The organism is Thioalkalivibrio thiocyanodenitrificans ARhD 1 (assembly GCF_000378965.1).
In the GTDB taxonomy this organism is placed as follows: domain Bacteria; phylum Pseudomonadota; class Gammaproteobacteria; order Ectothiorhodospirales; family Ectothiorhodospiraceae; genus Thioalkalivibrio_A; species Thioalkalivibrio_A thiocyanodenitrificans.
This window is the reverse complement of the sequence record NZ_KB900536.1, coordinates 2,020,436-2,035,039: the sequence shown is the minus strand read 5'-3', so window position 1 is coordinate 2,035,039 and position 14,604 is coordinate 2,020,436. Positions and strand designations below refer to the sequence as shown.

Sequence of the window (14,604 nt, the reverse complement as noted above, 5' to 3'; positions counted from 1 at the left end):
TCAGCCCCTGCGGATGCCAAAGCTGCGGACGTAGCCGTCGGGGTCGGCGTAGTCGAAGGCCTTGCCCATGACGGAGAAGCCCTTGTAGGTCTCCGTGGGCGGTTCGTAGCCCAGCTCGCGCATCAGGTCGCCGCATTCGGTGGCCAGGTAGACCTGCTCCGCGATGGCCTGGTAGTTCACTTCCTCCTCGATGTAACCCCAGCGCTTCATCTGGGTGAGAATCCAGACGGCCATGGAGTGCCAGGGAAAAGGGTCGAAGTCGATGCGGTCCGGCACGTCCCGGATGTTGCCCAGCCCGTCCGCGAAGCGCCCTGTGAGCACCTGCTCCACCACCGGCACCGGCTGGTTCAGGTACGCGCGCGGCGCAATGGCCTCGGCGATCTCCTTGCGGTTGTCATGGTTCGACGCGTAGTGGGTGGCGTCGACGATGGCCCGGAACAATGCACCGAAGGTGTTGGGCATCGAGCGCGCGAACTCCTGGGAGCAGGCGAAGGCGCAGCATGGGTGTCCGTCCCAGATCTCCTTGGTGAGCATGTGAATGAAACCGACCTTCTCCCATACCGCGCGCTGGTTGAACGGGTCCGGCGCCAGGTATCCATCGAGGTTTTCCGCGCGCAGGTTGGCCAGCATCTCCGGCGGCGGCACGACGCGGATCTGGATGTCCTGGTCCGGGTCGAGCCCGTGTTCCGCCACCAGGTAGCGGAGCAGGAAGTTGTGCATGGAGTATTCGAACGGTACGCCGAAGCGAAAGCCCTTCCATTGCTTCGGGTCGCGCTTGTCCCGGTGCTTCAGGTGCAGCGTGATGGCCTGCCCGTTGATGTTCTCCACGGCGGGCATCAGGAAGGGTTCCGAGGATGAGCCCGCGCCCAGGGTCATGGCCAGCGGCATGGGCGAGAGCATGTGGGCCGCGTCGTACTCGCGGTTCAGGGACTTGTCCCGGGCCACCGCCCAGCCGGCGGTCTTGATCACTTCCACGTCCAGGCCGTACTTGCTGTAGAAGCCCATCGGGTGCGCCATGATGATGGGTGTGGCGCAGGTGATGGGCACGAAGCCGACACTGAGTTTCCGCTTCTCCGGCTGGCCCATGCCGTCCTTGACCGCGGCCTTGAGCGCGTCCATGGGGAACAGGCTGGACAGGGCGGCGGCGAATGTGCCGCCGCCGATGAGCTTCAGGAAACGCCGCCGGTCCATCTCGCTGTGCTGGAAGATGCCGCGCACCACGGCACTTTCCACGGCCCGGTCGATGATGGCCTCGTCATCGGGCGCCGTGTCCGTGGCCGTCTCGCGCCGGTGCGCATGGTCATGCCCGTGATGGCAGATGCCGTGCGCATGGTCGCAACGGGCGTGGCTCAGATCCGCATCGGGGTCGTAGGGGTTGCCGAGGCTCTTGGTGCTCATGGGTCAGTTCTCCGGCCGGGTTTCGTCTGTGTCCGGAGGGACCCCCTTCAATATCTGTGCCAGCAAGTCCGATGCCGGCCCCGGGAGGGAGCGCGGAGCGGGTGTCCGGCAGGCCATGTCCTGGGCGCCGGGGGCGGAACGGGTTGCGGCAAGCGGTTCGCCGGTACATCACCCGGTCGGCCAGCCCGCCGGCGCACGGGCCGTGATCCGGGCCGCATGCTGTGGTAGGGGCCATGGTCGCCATGCACGGCGGCGTTGACATGCCTCACGGTTGTGCAGGGGAGCGTGGCGCCGCACTGTCGGAGTGCGTGCGCGGTGTGTGGCTGGGGTTCGTGGTCGGTCCGATCCGGATGGCCCGCCGGGCTTCGGGTAGACCGGGCAAGCGGATATACTTAGGGAATCAATCCCATAAGCGGCATTGATCGATTACATACTGATGTGGTCAACTATTGACATACCCTATTTATCAAGTATTGATTCAGATCATCTCGAAGGGCTCACGGGGTCGGCAGGAAAGCGCGTATATTCAGACCCATGGTGAGCCGGTCCGCGAAGTGCCACGTGTCGCCCCCCGGCTCGTCCATACAGTGAGGTCACCGTCATGCTGAAGGCCGAAGGCTTGAGTTGTCGAAGGGGCGGCCGGCCGTTGTTCTCAGGGATTGATTTCAACGTCGATCCCGGCCAGTTGCTGTTCGTGCGCGGGCGCAACGGCTGCGGCAAGACCACCCTGCTGCGCGCCATCTGCGGCCTGACGGCGCTGGAATCGGGCCAGGTCACCCTGCGCGGCGAGGATATCCGCCGGCTGGATGAGTCCGCCCGTACGGATCTCATCTATGTGGGTCACCGGGATGCGGTGAAGGACGAGTTCACGCCCCTGGAGAACCTGGCCGTCCAGCAGGGCCTGCGGGGTGAGGGTTTCGACGAGGCACGCTGCCTCGACGCCCTCGAAGAGGTCGGTCTGGCCGGTTATGAAGACATCCCCGTGCGTTATCTCTCTCAGGGCCAGCGCCGGCGCACCGCGCTGTCCCGCTTGCTGCTTTCTTCGAGTCCACTTTGGGTGCTTGATGAACCGTTGACCGCGCTGGATGTGCGCGCGGTCGAGTGGCTCCTTGAGCTGCTGGAGATGCATCTGGCGCAAGGCGGCCTGGTGGTCACCACCAGTCATCAGCCCATTGACGGTTTGCGCGAGGCAAACATCCTGGACTTGAGTTAGCGAATCATGTGGAGGTCATTGTGGACACTGGTGCGGCGCGATGTCTCACTGATCGTCATGCGGCGGCAGGATATCCTGACCGTGGTGGCGTTCTTTATCATCGTGACCACGCTGTTTCCCCTGGCCGTGGGGCCGGAACCGGAGATCCTGCGCGCGCTGGCGCCGGGTGGCGTGTGGGTGGCGGCGGCGCTTGCCAGTCTCATCTCCCTGGACCGCCTGTTCGCGGACGACTGGCGCGACGGTACGCTGGAGCAGATCGTCCTGAGCCGCCAGCCGCTGCCGATGGTGGCCCTGGGCAAGATCGCCGCCCACTGGCTGTCCCTGGGGCTGCCGCTGGTCATTCTGTCACCGCTGCTCGGCTACTCGCTGGGGCTGCGCGGATTCGAGCTGGTGGTCCTGATGGGGTCGCTCGCCCTGGGCACGCCGGTGCTGAGCCTGCTGGGGGCCACCGGCGCCGCGCTGATGCTGGGCGTGAGGGCGGGCGGCGCCCTGATGGCGCTGCTGGTGCTGCCGTTGTACATCCCCGTGCTGATCATCGGTTCCGGGGCGGTGTCCGAGGCCATGCACCAGGCCGGTCCGTACGCGCATCTGTCCCTGCTCGGGGCAATGCTTGCGATTGCCCTGCCGCTGGTGCCGTTGGCCGTCGCCGGGGCCCTGCGCATCAGTCTCGATTAGCCGGAGCCGCCTGTTTTGACTATTTTCCGGGAAGGAGTTGATTGATGGTGTTTCGACGCATACCGTGGCTGACGTTTGCCGCACCCCGGAACTTCCATGTCCTGGTGCAGGTGCTGGTGCCGTGGCTGGTGGGCGGCGCGGTCGTGCTGGCGGTTGCGGGTCTGTACACCAGCTTCTTCGTGGCGCCGCCCGACTACCAGCAGGGCAACAGCTACCGGATTCTCTTCATCCACGTGCCCGCGGCGTGGATGGGCATGTTCATCTACCTGCTGATGGCCGTGTACGGGGTCATTCATCTGGTCTGGCGCATCCGGCTGGCCGACATGATGGCCCGCAGCCTCGCCCCCACCGGGGCCCTGATGACCTTCATCGCCCTGTGGACCGGCTCCCTGTGGGGCGCGCCCACCTGGGGGACATACTGGGTCTGGGACGCCCGGCTCACTTCCACGCTCGTTCTGCTGTTCCTGTATCTCGGCTACATGGCATTGCGTACCGCCGTGGATGACCGCGAGAATGGTGCGCGGTCGGCCTCGCTGCTGGCCCTTGTGGGCGCGATCAACGTGCCGATCATCTACTTTTCCGTGGAGTGGTGGCACACCCTGCACCAGGGCATGTCGGTCACCCTGACCAGTGCGCCTACCATGGCACCCTCCATGTTCACCGCGTTGCTTCTGATGACGGGCGCCTGCTGGCTGTACTGTGCTGCCATCGCCCTGCGCCGGGCACAGGTGGAGGTGCTGGAGCGGGAGGCGGAGACCCAGTGGGTGCGGGATCTCATCCGGGATGGCGATAGCGGGGTCTGGGACCGCAACGCGTCCGTGGCGGACGCGCCGGGAACCATTCGTGAAGAGGGACGCTCGTAATGTGGGATGGTGTGGGTGATTTCATTGCCATGGGCGGCCACGGGCCCTATGTCTGGGGCTCCTACGGCCTGTTCGCCGCCCTGTTGATTGCCGAAGTGCTGTTTCTGCGCCGCCGCCGCCGCCGCACCCGGGCCATGCTGGTCCGGCGCCTGCGACGGACGGCTTCCGCGCAGTCACCGGGAGATATGACATGACAAAACGGCAAAAGCGACTGGCGCTGGTGGCGGGCGTGCTGGCGGGGCTGGCGATCGCCACGGCGCTGATCCTCAACGCCTTCCGGGATTCCATGGTGTTCTTTGTCACGCCTTCGGAGGTGATGGCCATGACCGAGCTGCCGGAACGCAAGTTCCGCATCGGCGGGCTGGTGGAGTCGGGCAGTGTCGTGCGTGACCAGCAGTCCGTCCAGGTATCGTTCCGGGTCACGGATACCGCCATGAGCGTCCCGGTGACCTTCGAGGGTATCCTGCCCGCCCTGTTCCGGGAGGGTCAGGGTGTGGTTGCGGAAGGCCGGATCGACGCGGATGGCACGTTCCACGCGGACAAGGTTCTGGCACGCCACGACGAGGAGTACATGCCCGCCGAGGCCCAGGCGGCCATCGAACGCGCGGGGCATCCGCCGGGCGCCGGCAAGGAGTACTGATCCATGTTACCTGAACTCGGCAATTTCGCGCTGATCCTGGCCCTGTGCCTGGCCGTGGCCCAGAGTGTGCTGCCCCTGGTCGGCGCGAGCACCGGCAATGAGCGGCTCATGCGCACCGGGCGCTCGCTGGTGGTGGGCCAGTTTGTCTTTCTCGTCTTCTCCTACTTCGTGCTGACCTGGGCATTCGTGACCAGCGACTTCTCGGTGGAGTACGTGGCGCGCAACTCCAACCTGAATCTGCCCATCCAGTACAAGATCACGGCGGTCTGGGGCGGTCACGAGGGGTCCCTGCTCATGTGGGTCACGGTCCTGGCAGCCTGGGGCGTGGCGGTGGCCACCTTCAGCAGGGCGCTGCCCAGGGACATGCTGGCCCGGGTCATGGGCACCCTCGGGATGGTCTCCGTGGGTTTCCTCGCCTTCACGGTGCTGACCTCCAATCCGTTCAACCGACTGGCCCGGGTGCCTGCGGACGGGATGGACCTCAATCCGCTCCTGCAGGATCCGGGCATGATCGTCCATCCGCCCCTGCTCTACATGGGCTATGTGGGCATGTCGGTGGCCTTCGCCTTTGCCATCGCGGCCCTGATCAGCGGCCGGCTGGATGCCGCCTGGGCGCGCTGGTCCCGGCCCTGGACGACGGTGGCCTGGTGTTTCATGACCCTTGGCGTCGGCGTCGGTTCCTGGTGGGCCTACTATGAACTGGGCTGGGGCGGCTGGTGGTTCTGGGATCCGGTGGAGAACGCCTCGTTCATGCCGTGGCTGGCCGCCACCGCGTTGCTCCATTCACTCGCCGTGACGGAGAAACGCGGCGGTTTCAAGGTCTGGACCGTCATGCTGGCCATCCTGGCCTTCGCGCTGACCATCCTGGGCGCCTTCATCGTGCGCTCCGGCGTGATCACCTCGGTCCACTCGTTCGCGGCCGACCCGGATCGCGGCATCTTCCTGCTCAGCATGCTGGCGGTGGCGCTGCTGGGTTCGCTGCTTCTGTACGCCATTCGCGCGCCCAAGGTGGGGCTGGGCGGCGGCTTCGGCTGGTATTCCCGGGAATCGCTGCTGCTGGCCAACAACGTCCTGCTGGTGGTGGCCTGCGCCGCGGTGTTCGTCGGCACCCTCTATCCGCTGGCACTGGATGCCCTGGGGCTGGGCAAGATCTCGGTGGGCCCTCCCTACTTCGACGCGGTCTTCATGCCCCTGATGCTGCCCATGCTCTTTCTGGTGGGCATCGCGCCGCTGATCGCATGGAAACAGGCCGATCCCATGGAGTCGGCCCGGCAGTTGCGATGGGTCTTCCTGGTGACCCTGGGGCTGAGCATCGCATGGCCGCTCACCATGGGCACGTGGAAGCCGCTCACTGCGCTGGGGTTGGGGCTGGCGGTGTGGATCCTGCTGACGGCGGCGGTGGACATCCGCAACCGCATGATGCGGCGCCGCTCCCAGGGCATCGGCAGCATGCTGCGGGCCCTGCGCCCCAGCTTCTTCGGCATGCATCTGGCCCACGCCGGCCTGGCCCTGGTGGTGGTGGCCATCTCCATGGTCAACAGCTACGAGATCGACCGGGACGTGCGCCTGGCGCCCGGGGATACGGCGACGGCGGGCGCCTTCGAGTTCACCCTGCTGGGCGTGCAGCCGGTTCGGGGCTCCAATTTCGACGCCGACCAGGCCTCGATCCTAGTGACCCGCGATGGCCGGACCGTGGGCACGCTGACCCCGCAGCGCCGGTACTACGATTCCCAGCCGGACAACCCGATGCTGCAGGCGTCCCTCAACCGGCGGCCGACCCGGGACGTGTACGTGTCCCTGGGCGAACGCCTGGAAGGGGACGCATGGCTGGTGCGCCTGCACTACAAGCCGTACATGTTCTGGATGTGGACCGGCGGTCTGCTGATGGCCTTTGGCGGTTTTCTGGCCGCCGCCGACCGGCGCTATCGCCTCGCCAGTGACCGAGCCTTCGTTACCGAGGAAGGGAAGGCGCCTCCGGAGCGGCCCATCCGGCAGGAGGTACTTGAATGATGCTGCGCCGCATCCTGCTGCCCCTGGTGGCCATACTGGCCCTGCTGGGGCTGTTCTATGTGGGCCTGGGCATGGATTCCCGCGCGTTGCCGTCGCCGCTGGTGGGCAAGCCGGCGCCGGCCTTCCAGTTGGAATCGTTCTTCGATCCCGACGTGACCATCACGGAGGCGGACTTCATCGGCGAGACCGCCCTGGTCAATGTCTGGGCGTCCTGGTGTTCCACCTGCCTGGCGGAGAAACCCTATCTCATGGAACTCGCCAGACAGGGCATGAGGATACACAGCTTCAATTACCGGGATACGCGCGAGAACGCCAGGCGCTACCTGTCCGCGGACATGAATCCCTACGAAAAGATCGCCTTCGATCCGGATGGCGAGGCCGGCATGGAGTGGGGAGTCTACGCGACGCCCGAAACCTACCTCCTCGACCCCCAGGGGACGATCCGCTACAAGCGCATCGGCCCGCTCAATCCGAAGATCATCCGGGAAGAGATCCTGCCGTTGATCGCGAAGATAGAGGCGGAAAACCGATGAATGGCGATGTGATCCAGACCCGTCTCCATGACCGGCTGTACGCGACGGCGGGCCGGCTGCTTGCCCTGGCCGGACTGGTCCTGGCGGTCGCGGCCGGCGGCGCCGGCACCGCGGCGCCACTGGTGAATCCGGTGGACTTCGATACTCCCGAGCAGGAGGCGCAGTATCAGAAGCTGGTGCGTGAGCTGCGCTGCACGGTCTGCCAGAGCGAGACCATCTACGAGTCCAATGCGGCGCTGGCGGGTGACATGCGCCGGCGCGTCTATGAGATGACGGCCGCTGGGGCCGGTGAGCAGGAGATTATCGATTTCCTCGTCCAGCGCTACGGTGACTACGTCCGCTACCGGCCCGCGTTCCAGGCAAATACCGTGCTGCTGTGGACCGGCCCCTTCCTGATCCTGGTCGTGGGCGGACTGATCTGGATGCAGGTCGTGCGGCAGCGCCGCCGGCTGGTGGGCCGCGAAGGCTTGACCGCGCGGGAGCGGGACGCCCTGGAGCGGTTCCGGCGCGGCGAATGACTCGATGAGGGACGAAGAATGAGCATGACCTTCATGATCGCGGTTGTGGCCTTTTGTGTCCTGGCCGTGGGTTTTGTGGTCTATCCGCTGCTGTGGGATGCGGGCGGCCGACGGCGGTCCCGGCGTGAGGTGAACGCGGTCATTTACCGGGATCGGCTGGCGGAACTGGACTATGACCTGGCCCAGGGGACGCTGACCCGGGAACAGTACGACGCGGCCGTGGCCGACCTGGAAAAGGATCTGGTCCTGAGCGGCGCGGTGGATCCCGAGGGCGGCGCCCCCGTGCGGGCTTCCGTGCAGCGTCCCCTGATGATCGCCTCCGGGGCGATCGCGGCCATCGGGGTCCCGCTGCTGGCCCTGGGGTTGTACGGCAACGTCGGATTCTCGGATGTGGTGCCCATGGGGGCGCAGGGGACGAATCAGCGGCAGGCGCAGAGTGGCGCTCCGCAGCAGGGCGGCGGGGCTCGCGTGCCGGCCGGCCCCCACGACACCGAGGCATTCGAGGAGCTGGCCGTGCAACTGCGCGCGCGCCTGGCCGCCAATCCGGATGACCGAATGGGCTGGGTGCTGCTTGGGCGCACGCTGGTGTTCCTGGAGCGTTTCGAGGAAAGCAGCGAGGCCTTCGCAGAGGCCGTGGCCCTGGACGGACACCGTGATCCGGATCTGCTCATCCAGTATGCCGACGTGCTGTCCGAGGCAAGCGGCGGCCTGCAGGGCAAGCCGAAGGAACTGCTCGAGCAGGCGCTGGAACTGGCCCCGGAACATCCCCAGGGCCTGTGGATGGCCGGCAGTGCCGCCTATTATGAGGCGGATTACGCCGGCGCCCGGGAATACTGGGAACGACTGCTCACCGTGTTGCCGCCGGAGTCCGAGGCGGCCTCGATCATCCGCTCCAACCTGGACGAAGTGACCGCGCTTGCCGGCGACGGCTGAGGCCATGAACAGGCCCCCGCCGGTCCGGATGGGAACGCAGGACACGAGGGAGGTCGCCATGAAAGGACGGGTTCTGATCGTAGACGATCACGACGAGATCATCTACGCGGTCCGGCGGGTCCTCGAGAGCCAGGGGCTGGACGTACTGGCGGCGTCCAATGGCCGGGATGCGCTCTCGGTGGTCGACCAGGCGGATGCCGCCATTCTCGACATCCGCCTCGAGGAAGAATCCGGCATCGACCTGCTGGAGCGCCTGCGGGCCGAAGGCAACGGCATCCCCGTGATCATCCTGTCGGCCTACGCCTCACCCGACAACATCGTCTCGGCATCCAAGTACGGCGCGGTGGAGATCCTGCGCAAACCGATCGGTTCCGAACAGCTTGTCAAGGCCGTGGCCCAGGCCCTTGAGAAGAAGGCCGCGCAGGCCCCGGCGCCCGCCGCGGCGATACCGGAGATGACGGTGCAGGGCCCGGCGCCGTGCATGGTCGAGGTATTCAAGTCCCTGGGACTGGCGGCCACCAACGATCTCAGCGTCCTGCTTACCGGCGAGACCGGTGTCGGCAAGGATGTGGCCGCGCATATCATCCATGCGCACTCCGCGCGGGCCGACGGACCGTTCGTGGCCCTGAACAGCACGGCCATGCCGGAAACGCTGCTGGAGGCGGAGCTGTTCGGCTATGCGGCGGGGGCCTTTACCGGTGCCGTGCGCAGCACGCCCGGGCGGGTGGAAAGCGCGGCCGGCGGCACCCTGTTTCTGGATGAGATCGGCGACATGCCCCTCAGCTGCCAGGCCAAGGTGCTGAGATTCCTCGAGGACAGGACATTTCATCGCCTGGGGGAATCGACACCGCGCCACGTGGATGTGCGCCTGGTCACGGCCACCAATCAGGACCTGGAGGAACTGGTGGAGCAGTCACGGTTCCGCCGCGACCTCTATTACCGTCTGGCACAGATCCCCATCAGCATCCCGCCGCTTCGTGAGCGAAGCCAGGATATCGAGTCCCTGATCAAGGGATTCGTTGCCGCGGTCAACCGGGAACTCGACCTGCAGATCGAAGGCGTCACCGAACAGGCATTGGAGCAGGCCCGGGCCCACGCCTGGCCCGGCAATGTCCGGGAGCTCAAGAACACGGTGTATCGGACGGCCGCGAAGCAGAAGACCGGGCTCCTGGAGCGGCTGGATCTCAAGCCCGAACAGCCGTCCGTGGAGGCCGGCAATGCCGATGATATGTTGCATGCCATCATCGAATCCGCGATTGCCCAGGGCCGTCTGCGTGAACTCATGTCCCGTTTCGAGGAAGAGGTGCTGACGCTGGCCCTGGATCGCTACAACGGCAACAAGAGCCGCGTGGCGGAGGTCATGGATATCTCCCGCAATACACTGCGGGCGAGATTACGCGAGTTCGGCCTCCTGTCGGACATCAAGGAATCATCGGGCGCCTGACGGCGGCTCGCCTGCGGGATGCACTTTCCGCGGGGTGGAGGGGATGGCAGCGCCAATGTCCGCAGAGCTACAGACCGGCCGGCTTCACCGAAATCCGTTCTCGGGCATCGGGGTACGCCTGGCCGCAACATTCCTGCTGGTGGTGCTGATGGTCACCATCCCCCTGACCATCTGGCTCTATCAGTACGCGCACGGCCTGATCGAGGAACGCACCCAGGCCGTCGTCGCTTCACTGCTGGAGCATGACCACGGTCTTGTGGCGTCCAGCGTGGCCACGCACGACTACTGGCAGCTGTTCAGGCTGGCCCGGTCCCTCGCCGGCCCTGATTACATCACCAGCGCCGCGGTGCTGGACGAATACGGCAATCTCCTTGCCCACTCCGATCCCGCCGTCTATGGCGTGTATGCGCCCTACAGCCCTCCGCCCAATGTATCTGCCGAGTACATCCCCATCATGGGCCTGCGGGGGATGATCGGCGAGCTGGTGCTGGTCTGGAACCACGAGGCCATGTCCGCCAGTTTCGCCCCCGTCCGAAGCGCCATCGTCGTTGTGACGGGGGCGTTTGCCCTGCTGGCGTGCCTGTTGGGGGTCGCCGTTGCATTGCTGTGGCGCAGTCGCCTGTTGCGAATACTGGGGCGCGCCGGTGCGCATCCGGGCATGGCCCTTCACTTCGCCGGTTCGGGCGGCTCTCCCGGCGGGGGGCGGGGGGATCCGTCGGTGCGCGGGGATGAGCTTGACATGCTTGAGCACGAGCTGATCCAGGCCTTTGATCAGTTGCGCCTCTCCGAGTGGATCCTCAACAGCGTGCAGGAGTATGTCCTGCTGATCGACTCGCAAGGCTTTATCCGTCATGTCAACAGAAAGGTCGAGGCGCTTCGGGAGTGCGGGGGTTGCCGGGATCAGCACATCAGGGAACTCTGCGCCGGATCGGATCATATCGAACTGGCCCGCCAACTGGAGGAAAAGGACTCGGGCACGCTGGAAGCCCCGCTGGTCATCTGCAAGTACCGGTTCCCCGCGTTGATCTCGTTTCGTCGTTCCGACGACATGACGGTCGTCACCATCACCGATCTCACCGAATACCAGCGTCTGAAGGAGAGGGTGGCAAAGCTTCGTGCGCTGTCCACTCTCGGTGAGATGTCCTCCGAGCTCAGCCACGAGATCAAGAATGACATTGCGCCCATCAAGCTGCTGTGCCAGGCGGCCGATCTGCCGGATGAGGACAGGCGCGTGATGCTGCGGTCGATCAATCGCATCGACCAACTGGTCAACGACTTCATGGACTTCGTTCGGGGCGATGAGCAGGAGGTCACCGTGCTCTCCCTGCGCGAGGCCCTGAAGGACTGCTACGGCAAGTTCTGCAACATGGCGCAGGAGGAGGGCATCACGCTGAGCGTCAGCACGGCCGACATGCCGGTGGAGATACCGCCCGGGGGCTTCCGTATGGTGGTGGCGAATCTGGTTCGCAACGCGATCCAGGTGGTCCCCCCGGAGGGCCGGGTCTGGGTCGAAGCCAGCGTGGCGCCCGACGGCGCCACCGAACTGGTGGTTTCCGACAACGGCCCCGGTGTCGCGCCCCACATCAGGGACCGGTTGTTCGAGCCGTTCGTGACGGGCCGGGAAGGCGGTACGGGGCTGGGCCTGGCGCTGGTGTATCGCCACATCATGCAGGTGGGCGGATCCATCGACCACGCGCCCCGGGAGGGCGGTGGTACGGTTTTCACGGTCCGGTGGCCGCCGCAGGTCGCCTCGGCCGCCACAGCAGCGCCCCGGGGGTCACCGCTGGTCCCGGCGGCGGGCTGAGCCGCCGGGTTCTTCCTTCTGTTGCGGCCGTCGACGCTGCCGACGTGCCGCGGTTACCCGTAATCATGCCGGTCGTGGGTTCAGTGGTGCGGTTGGGCGATCCGCTCCGCGACTTCGCGAATCTCCGCCGTGGTTTCCGGCACGCGCAATACGGCATACCGCTCGCCTTCCCCGGTGAAAAAGATCAGCAGCCCGGGAGACGAGGCGCCGTAGCGGCGTGCAAACCGGTCACCGTCCGGTGACCCCAGGTGCGCCACGACGAAATCGATGTCCAGACGGGTCTCGGCACGAAAATCGTTGACGACATCCATCAGCGCCATGCTGGCCGGATGCGCGGTTTCGTAGGTCACGACCCCGAGCGGCTGGCCCTGACCGATGCGTGAAAGATCGGTACTGAGTCCGCCGCGCGGAAGCAGGCCGAGGATCAGCAGCGCAGACCCTGCCAGTACCCCCATGGTGAGTGTCCAGCGGACCCACCGGGGGATCCTGGCGGGGTTCTTTCTACGCCGGGCCATGACTGTGCCGCTCCATATCGATCTCCCTGCCGTGGGTTGAAAGTGTCGCCCGAACTATATCAAGCCCGGTGGTCAAGGCAAGAATGGTCCCTGGGCGATCCCGCGTTCCTGCGGTGAAGATCTGCGCAGCCATCGACCGATACTGGTCAGGAACTGCGCACTCGGCTGATAGATCTGGAAGATCTCACCGTGTGCCGTTGGTAAGTTGCTGATTTCGCGCGGATCATTATTTTACCCGTAACTGGCAAGGTCATTGCTTGCAGGTAGAGCAAGACCTGAAGAGCCCGGGCAGATTGCGGGCATCAGGCACGTCCACAGGGTGGTGCCCGGCGCCACAAGGATAACAAGGAGAGGGTGTCTTGAAATTCCTGAAACGATTCTGGAACGCCATGCGCCGTCCAAGTGCCCGTTATGCCTCCGGCACGCTGGTCATCGGCGGCATCCTGGCGGGCATCCTCCTGTGGGGCGGTTTCAATACGGCCATGGAGGCCACCAATACCATGGCCTTCTGCACCTCGTGTCACGAGATGCGTGATTACGTGTACGAGGAGTACAAGGAAACCGTGCATTACGCCAACGACAGCGGCGTGCGCGCCACCTGTTCGGACTGTCATGTGCCGGACCCCTGGGTGCACAAGGTGCGGCGCAAGATCGTTGCGAGCGCGGAGGTGTGGCACAAGCTGCGCGGCACGATCAACACACCCGAGAAGTTCGAGGCCCGCCGGCTGTTGCTCGCGGAGCGCGTGTGGGACTCCATGCAGCGCACGGATTCGCGCGAGTGCCGCAACTGCCATGAATGGGACGCGATGGACCTGGAGGCCCAGCCGTTGCGCGCCCAGCGCCAGCACGCGGAGGCCATCGAGGCCAACGAGACCTGCATCGACTGTCATCAGGGCATTGCCCACCAGATGCCCAAGATGCCCCAGGAGGAACAGGACGAGGGTGAGGTCGATTTCACCTTCTGATGCCATTCCCCCGGCATCGACGGCTAACGAATGAAACACCAAGGAGTCGAGTCATGACCATCAATCCGAGCAATGACAGCAACCACCCTCAGGGACATCATGCGAGGTTTCTTCCCGGGACCATCGGTGCCCTGGTGGCGGCCGGTCTCGCCCTGGCGGCTGCACCGGCAATGGCTGTCAACTGGGGGGCCGTGGACAGCGAGACCATCGTGCTGTTCTCGCCGGGCCAGGCCTCGTTCGAATGGGTGATGACCCAGACGGATCACAGCGGGGCCCAGCGCTTCCGTGAAGGCAGGAACTGCATGTACTGCCACGATGGCGAGCAGCGCGACATCGGCGATCTCATCGTCGCGGCGGAAGGGCGCGGCGCACACCTCGAGCCGAAGCCGATGGCCGCCGCCGGTAAGCCCGGCACCATCGATCTGGACGTGCAGACCGCCCACGACGGCGACCGCCTTTTTTTCCGCCTGCAATGGCACGAGGCCGTGTATGACGGCGAGAAGATGGACCCGGACTACGCCGCCCGTGTGACCGTCATGCTGGATGACGGCACCGTGCGCGAGGCGACCCGGGCAGGTTGCTGGGGTGCCTGTCACGACGATGCCATGGGCATGGCCAGTGACCCGTCTGACGCCGATCTTACCAAGTACCTGTTCGCCTCGCGCACAGGCGCGACGCGCAGCGGCGGTGGCGAGAACTACAAGCCCGATGCGGAGATCCAGGATCTCTTCGGCAAGGGCATGTTCCTGGAGTACTGGCAGGCGCGCTTGCGGCACGACAATGGGCCCCGGGCCGTGGAAGGCTACATCCTGGAGGAGCGCCATGAGCGCGAGGCGCAGAATGTCTCCGCCGAGGCCGAGTACGCGGACGGGACATGGACCGTGGTGCTCAGCCGGCCGCTCAAGGCGGGTGACGGTCAGCACAAGGACCTCGAACCCGGCAAGAACTACAACATCGGATTCGCGGTGCACAACAACTACACGGATCACCGTTTCCACCATGTATCCCTTGAATACACCCTGGCACTGGATGGCGGTGAAGCGTCCTTCATTGCCAGACAGCAGTAACCACCGGAATCTCGGGCAGATCCATT

At 65.5% G+C, this 14,604-nt stretch carries 15 protein-coding genes; 13 read left to right on the top strand and 2 right to left on the bottom strand.

Annotation, left to right across the window (positions count from 1 at the left end; genetic code table 11):
• Positions 1–1,398: a CmpA/NrtA family ABC transporter substrate-binding protein gene (locus THITHI_RS0109620; protein ID WP_018232879.1), complete on the bottom strand. Its 1,398-nt coding sequence runs from the start codon at positions 1,396–1,398 to the stop codon at positions 1–3.
• 601 nt (positions 1,399–1,999) lie between these two features.
• On the opposite strand from THITHI_RS0109620, the gene ccmA reads away from it, so the two are divergent.
• Genes ccmA through THITHI_RS0109565 form a run of 11 tightly spaced genes read left to right on the top strand, consistent with a single transcriptional unit; the run spans position 2,000 to position 12,031 of the window.
• On the top strand, positions 2,000–2,611 hold the full coding sequence (ccmA, locus tag THITHI_RS0109615; RefSeq protein WP_026186227.1) for a cytochrome c biogenesis heme-transporting ATPase CcmA: 612 nt from the start codon (positions 2,000–2,002) through the stop codon (positions 2,609–2,611).
• Between the two features lie 6 nt (positions 2,612–2,617).
• A complete protein-coding gene (gene ccmB / locus THITHI_RS0109610; protein WP_026186226.1) occupies positions 2,618–3,286 on the top strand; it encodes a heme exporter protein CcmB in 669 nt (222 codons plus the stop codon).
• Between the two features lie 44 nt (positions 3,287–3,330).
• The gene (locus THITHI_RS0109605; RefSeq protein WP_018232876.1) at positions 3,331–4,149 is read left to right on the top strand and encodes a heme ABC transporter permease; all 819 of its coding nucleotides are present in this window, start codon (positions 3,331–3,333) and stop codon (positions 4,147–4,149) included.
• Complete coding sequence (gene ccmD / locus THITHI_RS0109600) at positions 4,149–4,343, top strand: heme exporter protein CcmD (RefSeq protein ID WP_018232875.1); 195 nt, start codon at positions 4,149–4,151, stop codon at positions 4,341–4,343. The genes THITHI_RS0109605 and ccmD overlap by 1 nt, the downstream gene beginning before the upstream one ends.
• Positions 4,340–4,789, top strand: a complete 450-nt coding sequence (gene ccmE, locus THITHI_RS0109595) for a cytochrome c maturation protein CcmE (RefSeq protein ID WP_018232874.1) — start codon at positions 4,340–4,342, stop codon at positions 4,787–4,789. The genes ccmD and ccmE overlap by 4 nt, the downstream gene beginning before the upstream one ends.
• Before the next feature lie 3 nt (positions 4,790–4,792).
• Positions 4,793–6,799 carry a heme lyase CcmF/NrfE family subunit gene (locus THITHI_RS0109590; RefSeq protein WP_018232873.1) on the top strand — a complete coding sequence of 669 codons (2,007 nt, stop codon included), beginning with the start codon at positions 4,793–4,795 and terminating at the stop codon, positions 6,797–6,799.
• On the top strand, positions 6,796–7,332 hold the full coding sequence (locus THITHI_RS0109585; protein ID WP_018232872.1) for a DsbE family thiol:disulfide interchange protein: 537 nt from the start codon (positions 6,796–6,798) through the stop codon (positions 7,330–7,332). The genes THITHI_RS0109590 and THITHI_RS0109585 overlap by 4 nt, the downstream gene beginning before the upstream one ends.
• Positions 7,329–7,850 (top strand): cytochrome c-type biogenesis protein, encoded by a 522-nt coding sequence (locus THITHI_RS0109580; protein ID WP_018232871.1) that lies wholly within the window; start codon positions 7,329–7,331, stop codon positions 7,848–7,850. Before THITHI_RS0109585 ends, THITHI_RS0109580 begins: the two co-directional genes overlap by 4 nt.
• A gap of 18 nt (positions 7,851–7,868) precedes the next feature.
• Positions 7,869–8,783 (top strand): c-type cytochrome biogenesis protein CcmI, encoded by a 915-nt coding sequence (gene ccmI / locus THITHI_RS0109575; protein ID WP_018232870.1) that lies wholly within the window; start codon positions 7,869–7,871, stop codon positions 8,781–8,783.
• Between the two features lie 58 nt (positions 8,784–8,841).
• Positions 8,842–10,227 carry a sigma-54-dependent transcriptional regulator gene (locus THITHI_RS0109570; RefSeq protein ID WP_033336933.1) on the top strand — a complete coding sequence of 462 codons (1,386 nt, stop codon included), beginning with the start codon at positions 8,842–8,844 and terminating at the stop codon, positions 10,225–10,227.
• A 55-nt stretch (positions 10,228–10,282) separates the two neighbouring features.
• Entirely contained in the window at positions 10,283–12,031 is a 1,749-nt protein-coding gene (locus THITHI_RS0109565) for a sensor histidine kinase (protein ID WP_018232868.1), read from the top strand.
• 80 nt (positions 12,032–12,111) lie between these two features.
• Here the strand turns inward: THITHI_RS0109565 and THITHI_RS18805 are convergent, their stop codons facing one another.
• The gene (locus tag THITHI_RS18805; RefSeq protein WP_033336932.1) at positions 12,112–12,546 is read right to left on the bottom strand and encodes a hypothetical protein; all 435 of its coding nucleotides are present in this window, start codon (positions 12,544–12,546) and stop codon (positions 12,112–12,114) included.
• 359 nt (positions 12,547–12,905) lie between these two features.
• On the opposite strand from THITHI_RS18805, the gene THITHI_RS0109555 reads away from it, so the two are divergent.
• Both THITHI_RS0109555 and THITHI_RS0109550 read left to right on the top strand, forming a co-directional pair.
• The gene (locus tag THITHI_RS0109555) at positions 12,906–13,511 is read left to right on the top strand and encodes a NapC/NirT family cytochrome c (RefSeq protein ID WP_018232865.1); all 606 of its coding nucleotides are present in this window, start codon (positions 12,906–12,908) and stop codon (positions 13,509–13,511) included.
• A gap of 53 nt (positions 13,512–13,564) precedes the next feature.
• Positions 13,565–14,578 (top strand): ethylbenzene dehydrogenase-related protein, encoded by a 1,014-nt coding sequence (locus tag THITHI_RS0109550; protein ID WP_018232864.1) that lies wholly within the window; start codon positions 13,565–13,567, stop codon positions 14,576–14,578.
• The last annotated feature ends 26 nt before the right edge of the window (positions 14,579–14,604 follow it).

Bases quoted from the DNA above. Each gene is read 5' to 3' on its own strand.
- THITHI_RS0109620 (WP_018232879.1), bottom strand. From the start codon at position 1,398: ATGAGCACCAAGAGCCTCGGCAACCCCTACGACCCCGATGCGGATCTG.
- ccmB (WP_026186226.1), top strand. From the start codon at position 2,618: ATGTGGAGGTCATTGTGGACACTGGTGCGGCGCGATGTCTCACTGATC.
- THITHI_RS0109585 (WP_018232872.1), top strand. From the start codon at position 6,796: ATGATGCTGCGCCGCATCCTGCTGCCCCTGGTGGCCATACTGGCCCTG.
- ccmE (WP_018232874.1), top strand. From the start codon at position 4,340: ATGACAAAACGGCAAAAGCGACTGGCGCTGGTGGCGGGCGTGCTGGCG.
- THITHI_RS0109590 (WP_018232873.1), top strand. From the start codon at position 4,793: ATGTTACCTGAACTCGGCAATTTCGCGCTGATCCTGGCCCTGTGCCTG.
- ccmA (WP_026186227.1), top strand. From the start codon at position 2,000: ATGCTGAAGGCCGAAGGCTTGAGTTGTCGAAGGGGCGGCCGGCCGTTG.
- THITHI_RS0109565 (WP_018232868.1), top strand. From the start codon at position 10,283: ATGTCCGCAGAGCTACAGACCGGCCGGCTTCACCGAAATCCGTTCTCG.
- THITHI_RS0109605 (WP_018232876.1), top strand. From the start codon at position 3,331: ATGGTGTTTCGACGCATACCGTGGCTGACGTTTGCCGCACCCCGGAAC.
- ccmD (WP_018232875.1), top strand. From the start codon at position 4,149: ATGTGGGATGGTGTGGGTGATTTCATTGCCATGGGCGGCCACGGGCCC.
- THITHI_RS0109570 (WP_033336933.1), top strand. From the start codon at position 8,842: ATGAAAGGACGGGTTCTGATCGTAGACGATCACGACGAGATCATCTAC.
- THITHI_RS0109580 (WP_018232871.1), top strand. From the start codon at position 7,329: ATGAATGGCGATGTGATCCAGACCCGTCTCCATGACCGGCTGTACGCG.
- ccmI (WP_018232870.1), top strand. From the start codon at position 7,869: ATGAGCATGACCTTCATGATCGCGGTTGTGGCCTTTTGTGTCCTGGCC.
- THITHI_RS0109550 (WP_018232864.1), top strand. From the start codon at position 13,565: ATGACCATCAATCCGAGCAATGACAGCAACCACCCTCAGGGACATCAT.
- THITHI_RS18805 (WP_033336932.1), bottom strand. From the start codon at position 12,546: ATGGCCCGGCGTAGAAAGAACCCCGCCAGGATCCCCCGGTGGGTCCGC.